At 69.3% G+C, this 19876-nt stretch carries 16 protein-coding genes; 9 read left to right on the top strand and 7 right to left on the bottom strand.

What is annotated here, in order from left to right:
• Positions 1–23: 23 nt before the first annotated feature.
• Positions 24–2003, bottom strand: coding sequence for an acetoacetate--CoA ligase (locus BLR95_RS00350; protein ID WP_092613952.1), 1980 nt, complete (start codon positions 2001–2003; stop codon positions 24–26).
• Between the two features lie 169 nt (positions 2004–2172).
• Between BLR95_RS00350 and BLR95_RS00345 the strand changes: the two genes are divergently transcribed.
• The 3 genes from BLR95_RS00345 (at position 2173) to cysQ (ending at position 5218) form a co-directional block, all read left to right on the top strand.
• Complete coding sequence (locus tag BLR95_RS00345) at positions 2173–3621, top strand: TrkH family potassium uptake protein (protein ID WP_245689153.1); 1449 nt, start codon at positions 2173–2175, stop codon at positions 3619–3621.
• Between the two features lie 30 nt (positions 3622–3651).
• Positions 3652–4305: a glutathione S-transferase family protein gene (locus BLR95_RS00340; RefSeq protein ID WP_092613951.1), complete on the top strand. Its 654-nt coding sequence runs from the start codon at positions 3652–3654 to the stop codon at positions 4303–4305.
• A 79-nt stretch (positions 4306–4384) separates the two neighbouring features.
• Positions 4385–5218 carry a 3'(2'),5'-bisphosphate nucleotidase CysQ gene (gene cysQ, locus BLR95_RS00335; protein ID WP_092613950.1) on the top strand — a complete coding sequence of 278 codons (834 nt, stop codon included), beginning with the start codon at positions 4385–4387 and terminating at the stop codon, positions 5216–5218.
• Between the two features lie 388 nt (positions 5219–5606).
• Here cysQ and rpoH read toward each other — a convergent pair whose 3' ends face one another.
• The 3 genes from rpoH to BLR95_RS00320 all read right to left on the bottom strand — a co-directional run bounded on the left by rpoH (position 5607) and on the right by BLR95_RS00320 (position 9166).
• Entirely contained in the window at positions 5607–6503 is an 897-nt protein-coding gene (rpoH, locus tag BLR95_RS00330; protein WP_092613949.1) for an RNA polymerase sigma factor RpoH, read from the bottom strand.
• A gap of 143 nt (positions 6504–6646) precedes the next feature.
• Positions 6647–7123 carry an Hsp20 family protein gene (locus BLR95_RS00325; protein ID WP_092613948.1) on the bottom strand — a complete coding sequence of 159 codons (477 nt, stop codon included), beginning with the start codon at positions 7121–7123 and terminating at the stop codon, positions 6647–6649.
• A gap of 492 nt (positions 7124–7615) precedes the next feature.
• A complete protein-coding gene (locus tag BLR95_RS00320; protein WP_092613947.1) occupies positions 7616–9166 on the bottom strand; it encodes a hypothetical protein in 1551 nt (516 codons plus the stop codon).
• A gap of 300 nt (positions 9167–9466) precedes the next feature.
• On the opposite strand from BLR95_RS00320, the gene BLR95_RS00315 reads away from it, so the two are divergent.
• The 6 genes from BLR95_RS00315 to BLR95_RS00290 all read left to right on the top strand — a co-directional run bounded on the left by BLR95_RS00315 (position 9467) and on the right by BLR95_RS00290 (position 16147).
• On the top strand, positions 9467–10252 hold the full coding sequence (locus BLR95_RS00315; RefSeq protein ID WP_092613946.1) for a DeoR/GlpR family DNA-binding transcription regulator: 786 nt from the start codon (positions 9467–9469) through the stop codon (positions 10250–10252).
• Complete coding sequence (locus BLR95_RS00310) at positions 10249–11385, top strand: ABC transporter ATP-binding protein (RefSeq protein WP_092613945.1); 1137 nt, start codon at positions 10249–10251, stop codon at positions 11383–11385. Before BLR95_RS00315 ends, BLR95_RS00310 begins: the two co-directional genes overlap by 4 nt.
• Positions 11386–11487: 102 nt before the next feature.
• Positions 11488–12759: an ABC transporter substrate-binding protein gene (locus BLR95_RS00305; RefSeq protein WP_092613944.1), complete on the top strand. Its 1272-nt coding sequence runs from the start codon at positions 11488–11490 to the stop codon at positions 12757–12759.
• A 70-nt stretch (positions 12760–12829) separates the two neighbouring features.
• Complete coding sequence (locus tag BLR95_RS00300) at positions 12830–13708, top strand: carbohydrate ABC transporter permease (RefSeq protein ID WP_092613943.1); 879 nt, start codon at positions 12830–12832, stop codon at positions 13706–13708.
• Positions 13705–14511 carry a carbohydrate ABC transporter permease gene (locus BLR95_RS00295; protein WP_092613942.1) on the top strand — a complete coding sequence of 269 codons (807 nt, stop codon included), beginning with the start codon at positions 13705–13707 and terminating at the stop codon, positions 14509–14511. Before BLR95_RS00300 ends, BLR95_RS00295 begins: the two co-directional genes overlap by 4 nt.
• 187 nt (positions 14512–14698) lie before the next feature.
• Positions 14699–16147, top strand: coding sequence for an aldehyde dehydrogenase family protein (locus tag BLR95_RS00290; protein ID WP_092613941.1), 1449 nt, complete (start codon positions 14699–14701; stop codon positions 16145–16147).
• A 539-nt stretch (positions 16148–16686) separates the two neighbouring features.
• On the opposite strand, the gene BLR95_RS00285 is transcribed toward BLR95_RS00290, so the two are convergent.
• Genes BLR95_RS00285 through BLR95_RS00275 form a run of 3 tightly spaced genes read right to left on the bottom strand, consistent with a single transcriptional unit; the run spans position 16687 to position 19684 of the window.
• Positions 16687–18051, bottom strand: coding sequence for a cryptochrome/photolyase family protein (locus BLR95_RS00285; RefSeq protein ID WP_092613940.1), 1365 nt, complete (start codon positions 18049–18051; stop codon positions 16687–16689).
• Complete coding sequence (locus tag BLR95_RS00280; protein ID WP_092613939.1) at positions 18048–18650, bottom strand: hypothetical protein; 603 nt, start codon at positions 18648–18650, stop codon at positions 18048–18050. The genes BLR95_RS00285 and BLR95_RS00280 overlap by 4 nt, the downstream gene beginning before the upstream one ends.
• Positions 18647–19684, bottom strand: a complete 1038-nt coding sequence (locus BLR95_RS00275) for a histone deacetylase family protein (RefSeq protein ID WP_092613938.1) — start codon at positions 19682–19684, stop codon at positions 18647–18649. The genes BLR95_RS00280 and BLR95_RS00275 overlap by 4 nt, the downstream gene beginning before the upstream one ends.
• Between the last annotated feature and the right edge of the window lie 192 nt (positions 19685–19876).

Below are 19876 nucleotides of genomic sequence, written 5' to 3'. Positions count from 1 at the left end.
CACCGCACCCGCCGGAGCCCGGCTCAGGTGCCCAGTTCGGGGCGGTTGGCGTAGTCGTCGAGAGCCTCCGGGTTGGCCAGGGCTTCCTTGTTTTTCACCGGCCGGCCATGGATCACCTCGCGCACCGCCAGCTCGACGATCTTGCCCGACTTGGTGCGCGGGATGTCAGAGACCGACAGGATGACGGCCGGCACGTGGCGCGGCGTGCAGTTGGCGCGGATCTGGTCCTTGATCCGCTTGGCCAACGCCTCGTCCAGTTCCACCCCGTCCTTCAGGCGCACGAACAGCACCACCCGGGTATCGTTGTCCCAGTCCTGGCCGACCACGATGCCTTCCATCACCTCGTCCAGCTTTTCCACCTGGCGGTAGATCTCGGCGGTGCCGATGCGCACCCCGCCGGGGTTGAGGGTGGCGTCGGAGCGGCCGAAGACCGTCATCCCGCCGGTGGTCGAGGACAGCGAGACCCAGTCGCCGTGGGTCCACACCCCGGGGAAGCGGTCGAAGTAGGCGGCGTGGAACTTGACCCCGTCGGGATCGTTCCAGAAGCCCACCGGCACGCTGGGGAAGGCCCGGGTGCAGACCAGCTCGCCCTTGTCGTCGCGCACCGGGCGGCCCTCGTCGTCGAACACATCGACCGCCATGCCCAGGCCGCGGGCCTGGATCTCGCCCCGGTACACCGGACCGATGGCGTTGGCCCCCATGAAGCACGACAGGATATCGGTGCCGCCGGAGATGGAGGCCAACTGGACGTCCGGCTTGATCGCCTCGTAGACGTAGTCGAAGCTTTCCGGGACCAGCGGCGAGCCGGTCGAGGCGATGGTGTGCACGCTGGCCAGGCTGTGGGTGTCGCGCGGCCTCAAGCCCATTTTCTTGATGGCGTCGATCCACTTGGCCGAGGTGCCGAAGAAGGTCATCCCCTCGGCGTCGGCGTAGTCGAACAGCACGTTGCCGTCGGGCGCCGTGGGGGCGCCGTCGTAGAGCAGCAGGGTGGCCCGGCTGGCCAGCCCGGTGACCAGCCAGTTCCACATCATCCAGCCGCAGGTGGTGAAATAGAACACCTTGTCGTCCGGCTTGATGTCGGCCTGGAGCTGGTGCTCCTTCAGGTGCTGGAGCAGGGTGCCGCCGTGGCCGTGGACGATGCACTTGGGCACCCCGGTGGTGCCCGAGCTGTACATGATGAACAGCGGATGCTCGGCGGCGACGCGGGTAAACTTCACCTCGGCCGGCGGGAAGTCGGCGATCAGGTCGTCCCACAGCTCGGCCTTGGGGATGTCGGCCAGGGCGTCGCGCACCTCGCCCATGGGCCGGGTCAGGGCGACCACCACCACCTTCTCGACGCTCGGCAGGTTGGCGGCCACCTGGGCCACCTTTTCCAGGCAGTCGTGGGCCTTGCCGTTGTAGAAATAGCCGTCCACCGCGACCAGCACCTTGGGCTCGATCTGCCCGAAGCGGTCGAGCACCCCCTGCACCCCGAAATCGGGCGAGGCGGAGGAGAAGATCGCCCCGCCGGCGCTGGCCGCCAGCATCGAGATCACCGTTTCCGGCATGTTGGGCAGGTAGGCCGCCACCCGGTCGCCCTTGGCCACCCCAAGCCGCGCCAGGGCCTGCTGGAAGCGCGACACCAGGGCGCACAGCTCGCTGTAGGAAAGGCGGCGGGTGACCTTGTCCTCGGCCTTGAAGACGATGGCCGGGCAGTCGGCCTCGCGCGGGCGCAGCAGGTTCTCGGCGTAGTTGAGCGCCCCGCCGACGAACCACTTGGCGCCGGGCAGGCGATCAGGATCGTCGACCACCTTCTCGCCGGGCCGGCCGATGACCCCGCAGAAATCCCACACCGCCTTCCAGAACTCGGGAATGGCGCCGACCGACCACTGCCACAGGTCGTCGTAGCCGCCCAGCGACAGCCCATGGCGCCGGTTCAACAGGTTGATGAAGGCGCTGAGATTGGCCCCGCGCACCCGATCGGGCGAGGGCTCCCACAACAGGCGATGGCTGGTCGGCTCCACGGCGGCTTCTCCCCGGTCAACGAATGGCTCAGGGCTGGCAGTCTGACGCTTTGGCGGCGCCTGTCAACGTGTCGGGTGGTCTCGGCCGAGCGGCTGCCAACCCCATGGACAGCGGGGCCTCTTTGGCCGACACTTCGCGGCCCTGAATGAACCAGCGGCGAGGCAGCGGGTGATCAACCTTCGGCCGGTCTTCCAGATTCTCGGAGTTCTGCTGAGCATCCTCTCGGCGGGCATGCTGATTCCCGCCCTGGTCGATCTGGCGGCGGGCAATCCGGACTGGATCAGCTTCACCGGCGGCGGCGCCCTGGGGCTGTTCGTCGGCATCGCGCTGATGCTGTCGTGCTGGAGCGGGCCGAGCCGCATCACCATCCGCCAGGCCTTCCTGTTGACCAACCTGACGTGGCTGGTGCTGCCCGCCTTCGCCGCCGTGCCGTTCATGTTCTCCATCCTCGAGATGTCCTTCACCGACGCCTTTTTCGAGGCCATGAGCGGCATCACCACCACCGGCTCGACGGTGATCAGCGGGCTGGACAACGCGCCGCCCGGCCTGCTGCTGTGGCGCGCCATCCTGCAATGGCTGGGCGGCATCGGGATCATCATCATGGCGCTCACCGTGCTGCCCATGCTGCGGGTCGGCGGCATGCAGATCTTCAAGGTGGAAGCCTTCGAGGCCCAGGAGAAGGTGATGCCCCGGGCCACCCAGTTGGCCAGCGGGCTGACCATGGTCTATGTGCTGCTGACCGCCATCTGGACGGTGATGTACACCCTGGCCGGGATGAGCCTGCTCGACGGCGTGGCCCACGCCATGACCACCATCGCCACCGGCGGCTACTCCACCCACGACCTGTCGCTGGCCTATTTCGACTCGGCGCGCATCGACGCCATCGCCACCGTCGGCATGGTGGTCGGCTCGATCCCCTTCATCCTTTACCTCCAGGCGGTGCGCGGCAACCCCGGGCGCCTGTTCACCGACACCCAGGTGCGCTGGTTCCTGGCCATCGTGGTGGCCTCGGTGGCCGCCGTGGTGCTGTATCTGTGGCAGCGCCTGGACATGCCGCTGCCCGAGGCGCTGCGCCATGGCAGCTTCAACCTGATCTCGGTGATGACCGGCACCGGCTATGCCACCACCGACTTCTGGCAGTGGGGCGGCCTGCCGGTGATGCTGATGTTCGGCCTGATGTTCGTCGGCGGCTGCGCCGGCTCGACCACCTGCGGCATCAAGATCTTCCGCTTCCAGGTGCTCTACGCGGTGGCCAAGACCCAGGTCCAGCGGCTGCTCCAGCCGTCCGGGGTGTTCATTCCCTATTTCAACAGGAAGCCCCTGCTGGCCGGCGTCGGCGAGGCGGTGATGGGCTTCTTCTTCCTGTACGGGGTGAGCGTCGGCGTGCTGACCATCGTGCTGGGGGCCTTCGGGCTGGACTATGTCACCGCCCTGTCCGGCGCCGCGACGGCGATTTCCAACGTCGGCCCGGGGCTGGGCGAGACCATCGGCCCGGCCGGCAACTTCGCCAGCCTGCCCGACGGCGCCAAGTGGGCCCTGAGCTTCGGCATGATGCTGGGGCGGCTTGAGCTGTTCACCGTCCTGGTCCTGCTGATGCCCCGCTTCTGGCGCGGCTGAGGGCCGTTTTCCGACCCAAGGAACCTGCCCATGTATCGCCTTTACCACCACCCCGGAAAAGCCAGTCTGGTGCCCCATCTGGTGCTCGAGGAGCTGGGCCAGCCCTTCGAGCTGATCTCCCTGGACACCGACCGGGGAGAGCATCACACCCCGGCCTTCCGCGCCCTCAACCCGCGCGGGCTGATCCCGGTGCTGATCGACGACGGGCAGGACCTGGTGCTGCCGGAAACCGCCGCCATCGTGCTGCATCTGGTCGACCGCCACCCGGAAGCCGGCCTCGCCCCGCCCCCGGGCAGCCGCGAGCGGGCCATCTTCTATCGCTGGCTGGTCTTCCTGACCAACACCGTGCAGGCCGAGGTGCTGGCCATGGCCTATCCCGACCGCCACACCACCCAGCAGGACGAGGCCGCCAGCGCCGCCATCCGGGCCGCCGCCCAGGTCCGCCTGGGCGAGTTCCTGGACATCCTGGAAGGCGCCCTGGCCGAGTCCGGCGGGCCCTACCTGCTGGGCGGCCTGTTCAGCGCCGTCGATCTTTATCTGCTGGTGATGGCCCGCTGGACCCGGGGCATCCCGCGCCCACCGCGCGACCGGCCGCGTCTGGCCGACCTGCTCGACACCCTGACCGACCGGGCGGCGGTGCGCCGGGTGGCCGAGCGCGAGGGGCTGGACCCCCGTCTGGCCTGATCTTCTCCCCCTTGGCCGGCCTTCCCCGCAGGCGGTATGGTGCGCCGGCGTGAATGCCCCCGCACCGGAAAGGACCCCCATGCCCTCCCCCCTTCCCGTCGCCGACGCCGATCTGGCCCAGGCCCTGATCCCGCTGGCCCGCCGCGCCGGCGACGCCATCCTCGACATCTACCGCGGCGACTTCGAGGTGCTGGAGAAGGCGGACACCTCGCCGGTCACCGCCGCCGACCACGCCGCCGAGGCGATCATTCTCGAGGGCCTGAAGGGGCTGACCCCGGACATCCCCATCGTCGCCGAGGAGGAAATGGCGGCCGGGCGCCTGCCCGAGCTGGGCGAAGGGGCGTTCTGGCTGGTCGATCCGCTGGACGGCACCAAGGAATTCATCAAGCGGCGCGACAGCTTCACGGTCAACATCGGGCTGGTCGATGCCACCCCGGCGGGCCATCTGCCGCGCCTCGGGGTGGTGCTGGCCCCGGCGCTCGACCTGCTCTACGTGGGCCATGGCCCGGGCACGGCGCGCCTGATCAGCGGCGGCGCGGAGCGCCCCATCGCCTGCCGCCAACCGCCGGCCGAGGGGCTGACCGTGCTGGCCAGCCGCAGCCACGGCGACCCCACCGAACTGGACCGTTTCCTGGCCCCCTACAAGGTGGCCGAGATCATCAACGCCGGCAGCTCGCTGAAGTTCTGCCGGCTGGCCGAAGGGGTGGGCGATCTCTACCCGCGCCTGGGCCCGACCTCGGAGTGGGACACCGCGGCCGCCCACGCCGTGCTGATGGCGGCCGGCGGCAGCGTCACCACCCTGGACGGCAAACCCTTCACCTACGGCAAGGGGCCGACCTTCCTCAACCCGCCGTTTGTCGCCAAGGCGTATTACCAACCGACGATGAGAGGAACTCATCGCCGGTTGGTATGAAAGGGGCTTCGCCCCTTTAAAACCCACCGGGGGAGCCAGGGGCTCCCCCGGACCCCCTCCATTCATTGATCTCCGACCGCGCGGCCACTCCCTGGTTGTTTTCGAAAGGCCAGCGAAGCTGGCCTGCAACCAAAAACCCCGCGCGTTCCGCTCGGAGGTAGCGTTTGTTCACCAACGAATGGAGGGGTCCGGGGAAGCCCTGCTTCCCCGGTGGGGGTTTGGGGGCAAAGCCCCCAACTTGAAGCCCGGATCCCCAAGGGCTTGACCGAACCGCGATGAGTCCTCCTCATCGCTGGTTGGTATAAGGCCGGGGCCACGAAAAAGCCGCCCGGGCCGGGGGCTCGGGCGGCGAACAGGATGTGCGTGGGCGCGCGGCGCCCTGCGGCGCTCAGCCGGCGAGGCCGGGCTGCCAGTCCGGGTGATTCTGGTCGACCTGCTGGCGGATGGCCCGCTCCAGCTTCTTCATGGCCCGGTTTTCCAACTGGCGCACCCGCTCGCGGCTGACCCCGAAGCGGCCGCCCAGGTCCTCCAGGGTGACCGGGTCCTCGGACAGCCGGCGGGCCTGGATGATCTGGCGTTCGCGCGGGTCCAGCACCTGAAGGGCGCTGCCCACCAGACTGCCGGCCAGACCGCGATCCTCCTCGGCGATGTAGCGGTCTTCCTGGCTCGGCCCGTCATCGACCAGAAGGTCGAGGCGCTCGATGTCGCCGTCCTCGCCGAGGCGGGCGTTGAGCGAGCTGTCACGGGCCGACAGGCGGCGGTCCATGGCCTTGACGTCGCTTTCGCTGACGTCCAGGTCACGGGCGATGATGCCCAGGTGCTCGCCCGAGAGGTCGCCGTCGTCGTAGGCGCCCAGGCGGGCCTTCATCTTGCGCAGGTTGTAGAACAGCCGCTTCTGGGTCGAGGCGGTGCCGATGCGGACCAGCGACCACGAGGCCAGCAGATACTCGTTGATCTGCGCCTTGATCCACCACATGGCGTAGGTGGCCAGCCGGAAGCCCTTCTCGGGGTCGAACTTCTTGACGGCCCGCATCAGGCCGACGGTGCCCTCGCCGATCAGGTCGGTCACCGGCACCCCATAATTGCGGTAGCCCATGGCGATCTTGGCGACCAGCCGCAGGTGGCTGGTGACCAGGGTGTGGGCCGCCTCGACGTCGCCATGGTCGCGCAGGCGGCGGGCGAGCATGTACTCCTGCTCCGGCGCCAGCAGCGGGAACTTGCGGATCTCGGCCAGATAACGGCTGAGACCGGCATCGCTGGTCAGGGCGGGCACGGCTGCGGTCATGGAGTCATCCTCTGGGTGGTTGATGGACGAACAGACCCGCTTCAGGGGCCGGCCCGGGCGCCCGGCCAGGGGGCGCCCGGACCTTCTCGATCATGCCCGACGAATGGGGCGGTGGTGAGGCACGATTAAGGCAGGTCCGCCGCTCAGGCGGCGCGCTCCTCAGCCTTGGTGCCTTCCAGGCTGGGCTGGCTGGGGGCGCCGCGCTGGATGGACACGGTGCGCGGCTTCATGGCCTCGGGCAGCTCGTGGACCAGCTCGATGTTGAGCATGCCGTTGTCCAGGTGGGCCCCCTCGACCCGCACGTGGTCGGCCAGATGGAACTTGCGGAAGAAGTCCCGGGTGGCGATGCCACGATACAGGTAGTTGGCGTCGTCGCGCTCGGCCTTCTTGCCGACCACGGTCAGCTCGCCGCCCTTGGCCTCGATGCTCAACTCGTCCTCGGTGAAGCCGGCCACGGCGATCGAGATGCGGTAGCCGTTCTCGCCGGTCTTCTCGATGTTGTAGGGCGGGTAGCCGCCGGCGGCGTTCTGGTCAACGCGCAGGGCCGACTCGGCGAGACGGGCCAGACGGTCGAAGCCGACGGTGGAGCGGAACAGGGGGGAGAAATCGTAGGCGTTCATCTCACATCCTCCTTCGAAGCGATGCTGCCTGCGTCGCCCGGCGCCGAATTGGCCGTCGGGGACAGGCGGTTGACACTGGGCCCGACCTTTCAGACGGCCGGAACCCGGTTTCAGGGACACTTCGGGAGGGGGAGGGGTGGTCGCGTGCCAGACCCTGGTGCCCGGGATAGCGCCGCTCAAGGTGGCGCGCTGGTCCAGGCGGCCCGGCCGGTGGGGTCGATCCCGGGTCCGAGGCGCCGGACCTGATCGGGGTTGCCCGCCCTTGGCGGCGCACCTCCCGGAGGTTCCGGACACCCGGCGGGGGACTCCCGGCGGGGCGTTTGTCTCCCGTTCCCGTCCATCTCCAACCCCTTCTTTGAGGGCATCGGCCGGCGGGCGGCGGGTGGTCTGGGCTCGGACCGTTCACGGCCCCGATCCCGAAGGCCGGGCCCGTTTTGGCGCCCGGCGAGGAAAAAGATAGGAACCCGCCCCCAGGTCGTCAAGTGGGGGGCATCAAGTGGAGGGCGGATCGTCCGACCGGGAGGACCCGGCCTCCTCGGTGATCACCCGGATGCGCCCGCGCGACACGAAGAAAGCCATGAAGAAGATGGTCAGATCGAAGAAGGCGTTGATCAGGAAGGGCAGGAAGGTGTTGAAGGTCTCGCGCTCCAGAAGGTTCACGCGGAACGACAAAAGGTCGACCACCACGTTGATGAAGCGGTTGAAGGCGAACTGCAGGACCTCCTTCTTGTCCTCGTAATTGACGATGAAGATGTCGGCGCTGTCCACCTTGCGCACCTGCCCGATGCTGTTGACCAGCCCCTGGAAGGTGCGCTTGATGTCGAGCGGGCAGAGCTCCTGGCCGGTGCCTTTCAGGTCCTTGTATTCCAGGGCGTCGGGGACGATGCCGCGCCCTTCCTCGACCAGCTCGGCGTAGACCTGCTTGAAGTTGTCGATGCTGATGGCGATGCGGTCGACGTGGCCGTTGAACTTGTCGGCGATCTGCATGGTGCGGAACTCGGCGCTGGCCGGGTTGCCGCTGACCGCCTCGTGGATACGCTGCTCGAACTCCTCGACCGGGGGGATGGTCTCGCGCAGGGCGCTCATCTCGCCATAAAGGCCGGCGAAGCTGTCGCGCGACTTGCGCAGATAGTCGTAGCGCAGCCCCTCGCCCTTGGGCACCCGGGGGTGGCACTGGCGGCCGACCTCGGCCTCGTCGCGGAAGGCCTTGTCGGAGCTTTCGTAGACCCGCCCGGCGATGGACACCGCGGCGTCGAGGTCGTCCAGGCTGTCGGCGATCACCGTGATCAGCCGCTGCTGGTTGTGCTCCACATTGCGGTAGAACTCGCTTTCCGCGAACAGGTTGTCGTACCAGTAGCCGTAGCCGAAACCCGAGCTGAACAGCAGAAGCAGCACGTAGGAGCAGAAGTAGACCAGCTTGGCGAAGGGGTTCACCGCCCGGTCGGAAACCCGGGCGATGACCGCGAAGATGAGGATCTGCACGGTGAACGACACCAGATAGGGCACGAAGGTGGGGATGTCCCCCATGCTGGCCCCTTCCGCCGTGCCCATCAGGATGACGATGCCGCTCGACGTGCTGACGAAGCTGACGATCGAAAAGCAGATGATGCCCAGATAGAACAGGATGTCGGTGCGCTGGTACTTGGCGTCTTCCAGAAGCTTGAGGAAGGTGCGCCGGGTTCGTCCCCCCATGCCGTTGTCATCGAACAGCGACACCGACAGGAAGACGTAGATCAGGACCACCGAAACCACCGCGACCAGCCGCACCCCCAGGTTCAGAAACCCGGAGAGGTCGGTGGAGAAGTCGCTGAGGCCGTCGTAGATCAGGTAGACGCCGAGGAAGAAGCACAGGCTGAAAAACACGAAGCGCTTGTGCTTGATCCCCCGGCTGGCCTGGTTGATGCCCTCGCCGACCCGGGCCAGGAAGGCGGCGATGGCGTCGCCGGCCCGCTCCGGCCAACTGCGCCACTCGGGCTCGAGCCCGTTCTGGGTCGAGTCGAACTGAAGCGGTTCCCACTCGTCGCGGGGATCGCGGTCGCTCATCGGCTTGGCCCCTCCTGGATCTCTGCGCCCGGCCGGCCCCCCGGGTGGATCGCCCACCCGCACCCACGCCGGCTCGGTGAAGGGAGGCTATTCCGCCCGCCGGGCCGGCGCAACCGCCAAGCGGCGGGGCCTGCCAAGCCCCTGGAAATGTTCGAATGAACAAAACGAACGTTCATTCGAAAAACACGGAAGCGTCATACGAACGTAACCGCCCCCGGCTAGGCTGGGTCAGGGTCGCCCCACGGGCGTCCGCCCGCCTCTTTCCGTTTGCCGGAATCTTGCCCCCCGGAATCTTGCCAGATGTCCCACATTCCTCCAGAGGAGCGCCGGGCCCGCATCGCCGAGGAGGTGCGCCGCCAGGGCGCCGCCACCATCGATGCCCTGGCCGGGCGCTTCGGCGTCACCGAGCAGACCATCCGCCGCGACGTCAACGCGCTGTGCGATGCCGGCCTGCTGCGCCGCCGCCACGGCGGGGTCGAACTGCCGGTGCAGCGCGAGAACCTGCCCTACGAAAGCCGCCAGGTGCTGCACCAGGCCGAGAAGCAGGCGATCGCCCGGGCGGTTGCCGGGTTGGTGCCCGATGGGGCCTCGGTCGCCCTGTCCATCGGCACCACGCCGGAGTTGATCGCCCGCGCCCTGGTCGAGCACCGCGACCTGAAGATCTACACCAACAACCTCAACGTCGCCCTGGCCCTGTGCGCCAACCCGGGGTTCGAGGTCACCCTGCCCGGCGGCCGGGTGCGCAACCGCTACCGCGATCTGGTCGGCGCCGCGCAGACCCGCTTCTTCGCCGGCTACAACGTGGATTTCGGCATCTTCGGGGTGGGCGGCATCGACGACGACGGCGAGCTGCTCGACTTCGCCGAGGAGGAGGTGGAGGCCCGCCAGGCCATCCTGGCCAACTGCCGGCGCGCCCTGCTGGTCGCCGACCACACCAAGTTCGGCCGCAACGCGGTGGTGCGCGGCGGTCATCTGGCCGAGGTCGACGTGCTGGTCACCGACCGGGCGCCGCCACCGGCCATGGCGGCGCGGCTCGACGCGGCCGGGGTGACGGTCCATCTGGCGCCCCGGGAGGCGCTGTCATGAGCCGCGTCGAGGTCCAGGGCCTTTGCAAGCAGTGGGGCCAGACAAAGGCCCTGAGCGAGGTCTCGTTCAGCGCCGAGGCGGGCAGCTTCGTGGTTCTGCTCGGCCCCTCGGGGTGCGGCAAGTCCACCCTGCTGCGCCTCGTCGCCGGGCTGGAAACGCCCAGCCAGGGGCGGGTGCTGATCGACGGGGCCGACGTCACCGGGCGCGACCCGGCGCGGCGCGGCGTTTCCATGGTCTTCCAGTCCTACGCCCTGTTCCCCCACCTGTCGGTGGCCGAGAACATCGTCTTCGGCCTCAAGGTGCGCCGCGTCCCGGCGCCCGAGCGGGCCCGCCGGCTGGCCCAGGCGGCCGAGCTGGTCGGCCTGGGCGACCTGCTGGCCCGCAAGCCGGCGGCGCTGTCGGGCGGCCAGCGCCAGCGCGTCGCCCTGGCCCGGGCGGTGGTCGCCGAGACCGCCGTCTGCCTGATGGACGAGCCGCTGTCCAACCTCGACGCCCGCCTGCGCCAGGAGATGCGCCTGGAGCTGAAGGCCCTGCAACGGCGCCTGGGCATGACCGTGCTCTACGTCACCCACGACCAGACCGAGGCCATGTCCATGGCCGACCATGTGGTGCTGCTGAACGGCGGCCGGCTGGTCCAGGAAGGCCCGCCGGAAGAGCTGTATGCCGCCCCGGAGACCCCCTTCGCCGCCCGCTTCATCGGCGTGCCGCCGATGAACCTGATGCCGCTCAGCGTGGAGGCGGACGGCCAGGTGTGCCTGGCCGGCGATGTCGAACGCCGCCCGCTGTTCGCCCATTCGCTGCCCGAGGGCTGCCGGCTCGGGGTGCGCCCGGAGCACCTGATGCTGGAGTCCGCCGACACCCCGGGCCAGGGCATCCTGGTGGTGGTCGACAGCGAGGACTACCACGGCGCCGACACCGTGGTCGGGGTGCGCCCCGGCCCTGACCTGCCCGATCCCCCGGGCCCCGACACCCCACCCCCGATCCAGGTCCGCCTGCCGGGGCGGGTCCGCCTGCGCCGGGGCGAGGCCCTGCGCCTTCGCTTCGCGCCGGCCGACCTGCACCTGTTCGGACCCGATGGACGGAGGCAGGACCCGCTGCCACGGATCCTGCCTCTTGCGACGCGCCCCGCCTGACGGGGGGCGCGCCGACCGCCGCAGCCGCGCCTGTCACCCTTGAACTCCCCGCTGGGGGAGGGCTGCACCAACCGCGACGATGAAAAGGAAAGGTATCACATCATGATGAAGGCCGTGAAAACCGCTGTTCTCGGCGCGGTCTGCGCCGGGGTGCTGGGGCTGACCGCGCCCGCCGAGGCCAAGACCGAGCTGACCATGTACTACCCGGTGGCGGTCGGCGGGCCGCTCACCGCCGTGGTCGATTCCATGATCGCCGACTTCGAGGCCGCCAACCCGGAGATCGACGTCAACGCCATCTACGCCGGCAACTACAACGATGCCCGCATCAAGGCCCTGGCCGCCCTCAACGCCGGCGAGCCGGCCCAGCTGTCGGTGATGTTCTCCATCGACATCTACGACCTGATCGAGCAGGACGCCATCGTCGCCTTCGACGACGTGGTGAAAACCGACGCCGACAAGGCCTGGCTGGAGAGCTTCTATCCGGCCCTGATGGAAAACGGCCGCACCCTGGGCAAGACCTGGGGCGTGCCTTTCCAGCGCTCGACCATCGTCATGTACTACAACAAGGATGCCTTCCGCGACGCCGGCCTCGACCCCGAGCACCCGCCCGCCACCTGGGACGAGCTGGCCGAGATGGGCAAAAAACTGACCACCGATGATCGCTGGGGGGTGATGATCCCCTCCACCGGCTATCCCTACTGGATGTTCGGCGCCCTGACCAAGCAGAACGGCCAGGTGCTGATGGATGCCGACGGCAAGGAAACCTACTTCGACGATCCGGCGGTGATCGCGGCGCTCGACTACTGGCGCGCCCTGGCCACCGAGCACAAGGCGATGCCCGAGGGGACCATCGAGTGGGGCACCCTGCGCCAGAACTTCCTGGAGGGCAAAACCGCCATCATGTGGCACTCCACCGGCAACCTGACCGCGGTCAAGAAGAACGCCGGGTTCGACTTCGGGGTGGCCATGCTGCCGGCCAGCGTGCAGCGCGGCACCCCCACCGGCGGCGGCAACTTCTATCTCTTCAAGCAGTCGACCGACGCCGAGAAGGCCGCCGCGCTGAAGCTGGTCAAGTTCATGACCAGCCCCGAGCGCTCCGCCCAGTGGTCGATGGAGACCGGCTACATCGGCATCTCGCCGGCCGCCTACCAGACCCAGGCGCTCAAGGACTACGTGGCCGACTTCCCGCCCGCCGCGGTGGCCCGCGACCAGCTTGAGTTCGCCACCGCCGAGCTGTCCACCTACCAGACCGGCCGCGTGCGCAAGCTGCTCGACGACGCCATCCAGGCCGCCCTGACCGGCGCCAAGAGCCCCGAGGCCGCCCTCACCGAGGCCCAGGCCGAGGCCGACCGCCTGCTCAAGCCCTACCGTTAAGATCCAAACCTCCGGCGCCGGGCTCCCTCCCGCGGGAGCCCGGCACCCCCACCCGGGATCGGACCCTCAGATGACCGCCCACCGCCGCACCCTCATCCATGGCTGGCTGCTGCTTCTGCCAGCGGCGGTGCTGCTGGTCGGCTTCACCCACTATCCGGCGGTCGCCACCTTCCTCGATTCCCTGTTCTCCACCGGCACGGTGATCCGCCCCAGCCGCTTTGTCGGGGCCGGCAACTACCGGCTTCTGCTCGACGATCCGGTGTTCGCCAAGGTGCTCCTCAACACCGTGCTGTTCGCCCTGGGCACGGTGCCCGCCGCCATCGCCCTGGCCCTTGTGATGGCCCTGTGGGTCAACCGCCGCCTGCCGGCCCGGGGATTGGTCCGGCTGGCCTACTTCACCCCGACCATCCTGCCGATGATCGCCGTGGCCAACATCTGGCTGTTCTTCTACACCCCGGGAATCGGCCTGCTCGACCAGATCGGTGCCCGCTTCGGCCTGCCCGGCCACAACTGGCTGGGCGACACCGACACCGTGCTCGGCTGCCTGATGGTGATGACGGTGTGGAAGGAGGCCGGGTTCTTCATGATCTTCTACCTCGCCGCCCTGCAGACCCTGCCCCCCGAGCTGTTCGAGGCGGCCCGCCTGGAAGGGGCCGGGCGCTGGGTGGTGTTCCGGCGCCTCACCTTCCCGCTGCTCATGCCGACCACCCTGTTCGTCTTGATCAACGCCGTGCTGAACAGCTTCAAGCTGGTCGACCACCTGTTCATCCTGACCAAGGGCGGGCCGGACAACGCCTCGAACCTTCTGCTCTACTACATCTACGAAACCGCCTTCTCGTTCTTCGACACCGCCTACGCCGCCACCCTGACCATGGTCCTGCTGGCCCTGTTGGCGGTGCTCGGGGTGGGCCAGTTCCTGTTGCTCGACAAGCGGGTGCACTACCGATGAGCCGCCCCGCCCCCCTGGAAACCGCCGCCGCCTGGCTGCTCGCCGTGCTCTGGATGGCGCCCCTGCTCTACGCCCTGTGGGCCGCCTTCCACCCGCCGGAGTTCGCCGTCACCTTCGACCCGCTGGCCCGGCTAACCCTGGACAACTTCGCCACCGCCTGGGAACGCGCCCCCTTCGCCCGCTACTTCCTCAACACCTTCCTTTTGGTCAGCCTGATCCTGCTCGGCCAACTGGTGCTGTGCACCCTGGCCGCCTATGCCTTCGCCCGCTTTGCCTTCCCGGGGCGCGAGGCGGTTTTCCTGCTGGTCCTGGTCCAGTTGATGATCGTGCCCGAAGTGCTGATCGTGAAGAACTACGCCACCCTCAGCCAGCTTGGCCTGATCGACACCATCCCCGGCGTCGCCCTGCCCTACATGGCCTCGGCCTTCGGCATCTTCCTTCTGCGCCAGGCCTTCAAGGGCGTGCCGGTCGAGCTGGAGGACGCCGCCCGGGTGGAGGGCGCCGGCACGCTGGGCATCCTGTGGCGGGTCTACATGCCGCTCGCCCGGCCGACCTATCTGGCCTACGCCCTGGTCTCGGTCAGCCACCACTGGAACAACTTCCTGTGGCCGCTGGTGGTCACCAACTCCACCGAAACCCGGCCGCTGACCGTCGGGCTGGCCATTTTCGGCGCCCCCGAATCGGGGGTCGACTGGTCGGTCATCTCGGCCGCCACCCTGCTCGCCGTGGCCCCCCTGGTGCTGGCCTTCCTTCTGTTCCAGAAGCAGTTCGTGCAATCCTTCCTGCGCGCCGGCATCAAGTAGGCCTCCGTGAGCAAATCGGCGTCGCGATCAGGAACGGGTGGCGACGACGATTTGCCGCAAGATCAAAAGCCTGGGGACTTCTGGCCCATCACCCATCACGCACACGCCCTTGACGGCGCTCCGACACGGGGCTACCGCTGTTCGGTATATTTGACACACAAGCTGACCCCTGCAACGGAGGTTCTCCATGGAACAGCGCACCACGTTCTTCATCGACGGCCAGTGGGTGGCCCCCCTGACGGCGCGGCCGTTCCCGGTCATCGACCCGGCCGACGAAACCCCCTACGCCGAAATCTCGCTGGGCTCGGCGGCCGACGTGGAACGGGCGGTGGCCGCCGCCCGCCGGGCCTTCGACAGCTTCAGCCTGACCAGCCGCGAGGAACGCCTCGACCTCTTGCGGCGCATCTCCAAGATCTATGAGCGCCGGACCAACGACATGGCCAAGGCCATCTCGCGCGAGATGGGCGCCCCCATGACCCTGGCCACCCGGGCCCAGGCAGCGGCCGGGCAGGAGCACATCGACGCCTTCATCCGGGTGCTGGAAGAGTTCACCTTCGAACACCCGCTGCGCGACGACGCCCGCGACGAGTACATCGTGCATGAGCCGATCGGCGTCTGCGGCCTGATCACGCCGTGGAACTGGCCCATGAACCAGGTCACCCTGAAGGTCATCCCGGCGCTGGCCGCCGGCTGCACGGTGGTCCTCAAGCCCTCGGAAATCGCCCCCATGTCGGCCCTGCTGTTCGCCGACATCCTGGAAGAGGCCGGGGTGCCGGCCGGCGTCTTCAATCTGGTCAACGGCGACGGCCCGGAAGTGGGCGCCGCCCTCTCCTGCCACCCCGGCATCGACATGGTCAGCTTCACCGGCTCCACCCGGGCCGGCATCGCGGTCAGCAAGGCCGCCGCCGACACCGTGAAGCGGGTCTCGCTGGAACTGGGCGGCAAGTCGCCCAACCTCGTCTTCGCCGACGTCCCCGACCTCGCCAAGGCGGTGAAGCGCGGCGTGCTCCACTGCCTCCAGAACACCGGCCAGTCGTGCAACGCCCCCACCCGCATGCTGGTCGAGCGCAGCGTCTACGATGACGCCGTTGGAATCGCCGCCGAAGTGGCCGCCAAGGCCAAGGTCGGCCCGCCGGCCGAGGAAGGCAACCACATCGGCCCGCTGGTCAGCCAGACCCAGTTCGACAAGGTGCAAACCCTGATCCAGGCCGGCATCGACGACGGCGCCCGCCTCGTCGCCGGCGGCCCGGGACGCCCCGAAGGCTTCAATCGCGGCTACTTCGTGCGCCCCACCGTGTTCGCCGACGTGACCAACGACATGACCATCGCCCGCGAGGAAATCTTCGGCCCGGTGCTCGCCATGATCCCCGTCGCCGACGAAAACGAAGCCATCGAAATCGCCAACGATACCCCCTACGGCCTCTCCGCCTACGTGCAGACCGGCGATCCCGAACGGGCCCGCCGGGTCTCCAAGCGACTGCGCGCCGGCATGGTCCAACTGAACGGCAGCGGCCGCGCCGCCGGCTCGCCCTTCGGCGGCTACAAACAATCCGGCAACGGACGCGAAGGCGGCCGATGGGGCCTGGAAGACTTCCTGGAAGTGAAAGCCGTCAGCGGCTGGCCGACGGTGGACTGAGGGCAACGAAGGGGGCGCCGCCCCCGCGCGCACCCCGAGCGAGGCTGAAAGCCGAGCGACGACGGTGCGCGCACGAGCAAGACTCAAAGGGGCTCCGCCCCCGCGCGCACCCCGAGTGAGGCTGAAAGCCGAGCGACGACGGTGCGCGCACGAGCAAGACTCAAAGGGGCTCCGCCCCTTTGAACCCCGCCGGGGGACCCTGGGGGTCCCCCGGACCCCCGCCATGGCTTTTTCGAGGTCGGGTCGTCGGCCGTGCCTGAGGTTGGGCGGGGGTTTTTTAAGGCAGGCCGGCCTTGCCGGCCCGCAACCAAAAACCGACCCATGGAGCACCTGCCGTTGTGCGGTCGGTTTGTCGGTTCCGCAGGCCAGCGAAGCTGGCCTGCACCCAAACACCATCTGCATTTGGCTTTACCCCTGCGTTCCGCTCCAACGAAAGGAGGGGGTCCGGGGGATCGCCTTCGATCCCCCGGTGGGGGTTTGGGGGCAAGGCCCCCGATCTGATGGTGTGGGGGTTCGGGGGCAAGGCCCCCGCGCCCCCGTCACGCCCCCTCGCCCATGTCCTTGTAGGCCGCCAGCGCCTCGGCGCGGGAGGTTTTCAGGTTGACGATGGGGGGTGGGCGTTGGCGGTTGCCCAGCCAGTGGCGACGGTAGGTGGCGGTGGGATCGAAGCGGCTGGCCTGGGTCTCCGGGTTGAAGACCCGGAAGAAGGGGGCGGCGTCGGCGCCGCATCCGGCGACCCATTGCCAGCCGGCGGGATTGTTGGCCGGGTCGGCGTCGACCAGGGTATCCCAGAACCAGGCTTCGCCCCATTGCCAGGGCAGGCGCAGGTTCTTGGTGAGCAGCGAGGCGGCGACCATGCGCACGCGGTTGTGCATCCAGCCGCTGTGCCACAGCTCGGCCATGCCGGCGTCGATCAGGTCGATCCCGGTCCGGCCGCGACTCCAGGCGCTGAACAGGGCGCGGGCGTGGTCGTCGTCGGGGCGCCAGGGGAAGCGGGCGAAGGCGGGTTTCAGGGGCTGGCTGGCCAGGGCCGGGAAGGCGTGGAGCTGGTGGCAGCTGAACTCGCGCCAGGCCAGTTGGCGGCGGAAGGCGGCGAGGGCGTCGGCCCGCTCGGGCTGGGCGCCGAGGGCGAGGCGCACCGCGTGGTCGGCCTGACGGGGGCTGATCTCGCCGAATCTCAGGTGGGGGGAGAGGCGCGAGGTGGCGGCCAGATCGGGCCGGTCGCGCTGTTCGGGATAGCCGGCGACGGTATCGAGAAAGGTGCCCAGGCGGTCGGCGGCGGCGGCCTCGCCGGGGGTCCAGGTGGCGCGCAGCCCGCCGGCCCAGTCGGGCGCGGTGGGGCGCAGGGCCCAGGCGTCCAGAGCCTCCGACGGCGGCCATTCGGCGGGCGCCTCGAGCCGCGCCGGGGCGGGCAGCGGGTCGGCCAGCTCCTGGCTCGCCAGCCAGCGCCAGAAGGGGGTGAACACCTTGTAGGGCTGGCCGTCACGCACTCGCCAGGGCTCGATCAGCAGGTTGGCCCGGTGGCTGACCGCCGCGAGGCCGTGGGCCGGCAGGGAGGCTTTCAGGTGGCGATCCACCGCCTGCCCGCCGGGTTCCAGGCGGCGGTTCCAGTGCACCGCCTGGGCGCCGCAGGCCGCCGCCAGCCGGGGGATGACCTCGGCCGCCGGGCCGCGGGCCAGGATCAGCCGGCTGCCGCGCGCCGCCAGTGCCTCGCCCAACGCGGCCAGCGACCCGTGCAGCCACCAGCGCGCCGCGCCGCCCAGGGGACGCGGGCCCTGGCCGTCGCCGTCCGGCTCTTCCAGGATGTACACCGGCACCACCGGCCCGGCCTGGGCGGCGGCGAGGAGGGCCGGGTTGTCGGCCAGCCTCAGATCGTCGCGCAGCCAGACCAGGGCGGTGGTCATTGGCCACCTCCGGGGGGCTCGGTCAGGTGCCACGACTCGAGCACCGCCTGGGCCAGCGGCCGGGTGGCGTCGAACAGTTCCACCGGGGCCGAGTAGATCCACAGGTGGACCACCGGGGCATCACGCCGGCCCACAGCCACCGCCCACTGGCGCACCCAGGCGCCGGCCCGGCGGAACTGGGTCACCGCCTGGGTGCCGCGCAGGAAGGGGCCGTCGCGGCGCAGCAGGAAGGGGGCCGTGGTCAGCACCTCGGCCTTGGTCGCCGCCGCCTGGATTTCGTTCAGGTAGCGGCGCAGCAGGCGCTCGGCGCTGGCTTCCGGGTCGTCGGGCCGTCCGGCCGGCTGGTTGACCACGCTGATGGTGGTGTGGAACTGGGCGCTGTCCAGCCGCCCGGACAGCACCAGGGTGAACGGCTCGGGCCGGGTGGCCGCCCAGTCGGCGGGGTAGGACAGGCGGTAGCCGTAGTCCGGCTCGGCGAACTGCTGGGTCAGCGCGGGCGCCTCACCGGGCGCTTCGGCCGACACCTCACCCGCCAACTCGGCCCGGGCTGGCCCGACCAGCGCCAGGCCGAGCAGGGCGGCCAGGGCGAGCCGCCTCATCCCACCACCTGTCTGAAGCCCTCGACAAAGCGCGCCGTGTTCAGGCCCAGGTCATCCACCGCGTAGCCGCCCTCCATGACCAGCAGGGTGGGACGGCCCAGCCCGGCGACCAGACCGCCCATCTCCGGGTAGCTCTCGGACTCCAGCTTGAACTGGCTGATCGGGTCGGCCTTGAAGGTGTCGAGGCCCAGCGACACCACCACCGCGTCGGGCGCGAAGTCGCGGATGCGGGCCAGACCATGCTCCAGCGCCGTCCGGTAGTCGGGCCAGCCGGTGCCGGCGGGCAGCGGCAGGTTCAGGTTGAACCCCTCGCCCGCCCCCTCGCCGGTCTCGTCGGCGTGGCCCAGGAAGAAGGGGAACTCGAACATCGGGTCGCCGTGCAGCGAGACGAACAGCACATCGTCGCGGCCGTAGAAAATCTCCTGGCTGCCGTTGCCGTGGTGATAGTCCACGTCGAGCAGGGCCACCCGCTCGGCCCCGGCGTCGCGCAGGGCCTGCACCGCCAGGGCGGCGTTGTTGAGGAAACAGTAGCCGCCGTAGAAGGCCGTCCCGGCATGGTGCCCCGGCGGCCGGCACAGGCTGAAGGCGACCGGCGCCCCGCCGGCGACCAGCCCCGCCCCGGTCAACGCCACGGCGGCCGAGCTGGTCACGGCAGCCCAGGTGCCGGCGGTGATCGGCGTGCCGGCATCGAAGGAATAGTGGCTGAGCTGACCGTCGATGGAATCGGGCGCGCGGTCGAACCGCATGCCCTTTGCCCGCCAGTTCAACGGCAAGGCATCCCAGGTCCGCCCCGCGGCCGACCAGCGATCCCAGGCCCCCTCCAGAAAGGCCAGGAAGGCCGGGTCGTGAATGCGCGCCAAGGCCCCCTCGGGCAACGGATCGGGGTCCCGGAAACGACCCAGATCATGCGACGCCAAAGCCGCCCGCACCATCTCGGCCCGAACCGGCGCCTCGAAACACGGCTTCAACTCACCGTTGACCAACTCCGCCCGCCCATCCTGCAACCCATGCTTCTCGCTGAACACAATATCCACGACCTGATCCTCCAATGACGCCCACACCAGGGCCCGGCGTGTGTTGAACCATACCAAGGGGGCGCCGCCCCCTTGAACCCCCGCTGGGGAGGCCGGGAGGCCTCCCCAGACCCCACCATGAGTCAAAGTCTGCCAGAGGGGGGTGGGGTGCGCGGGCGCACCCCACCCCCCTCTGGCAGACTTTAAGTCGCG

It is taken from the genome of Roseospirillum parvum (genome assembly GCF_900100455.1).
Classification (GTDB): Bacteria; Pseudomonadota; Alphaproteobacteria; order Rhodospirillales; family Rhodospirillaceae; genus Roseospirillum; species Roseospirillum parvum.
Note: the sequence above shows the minus strand (reverse complement) of the source record. Positions and strands in the feature narration are given on the sequence as shown.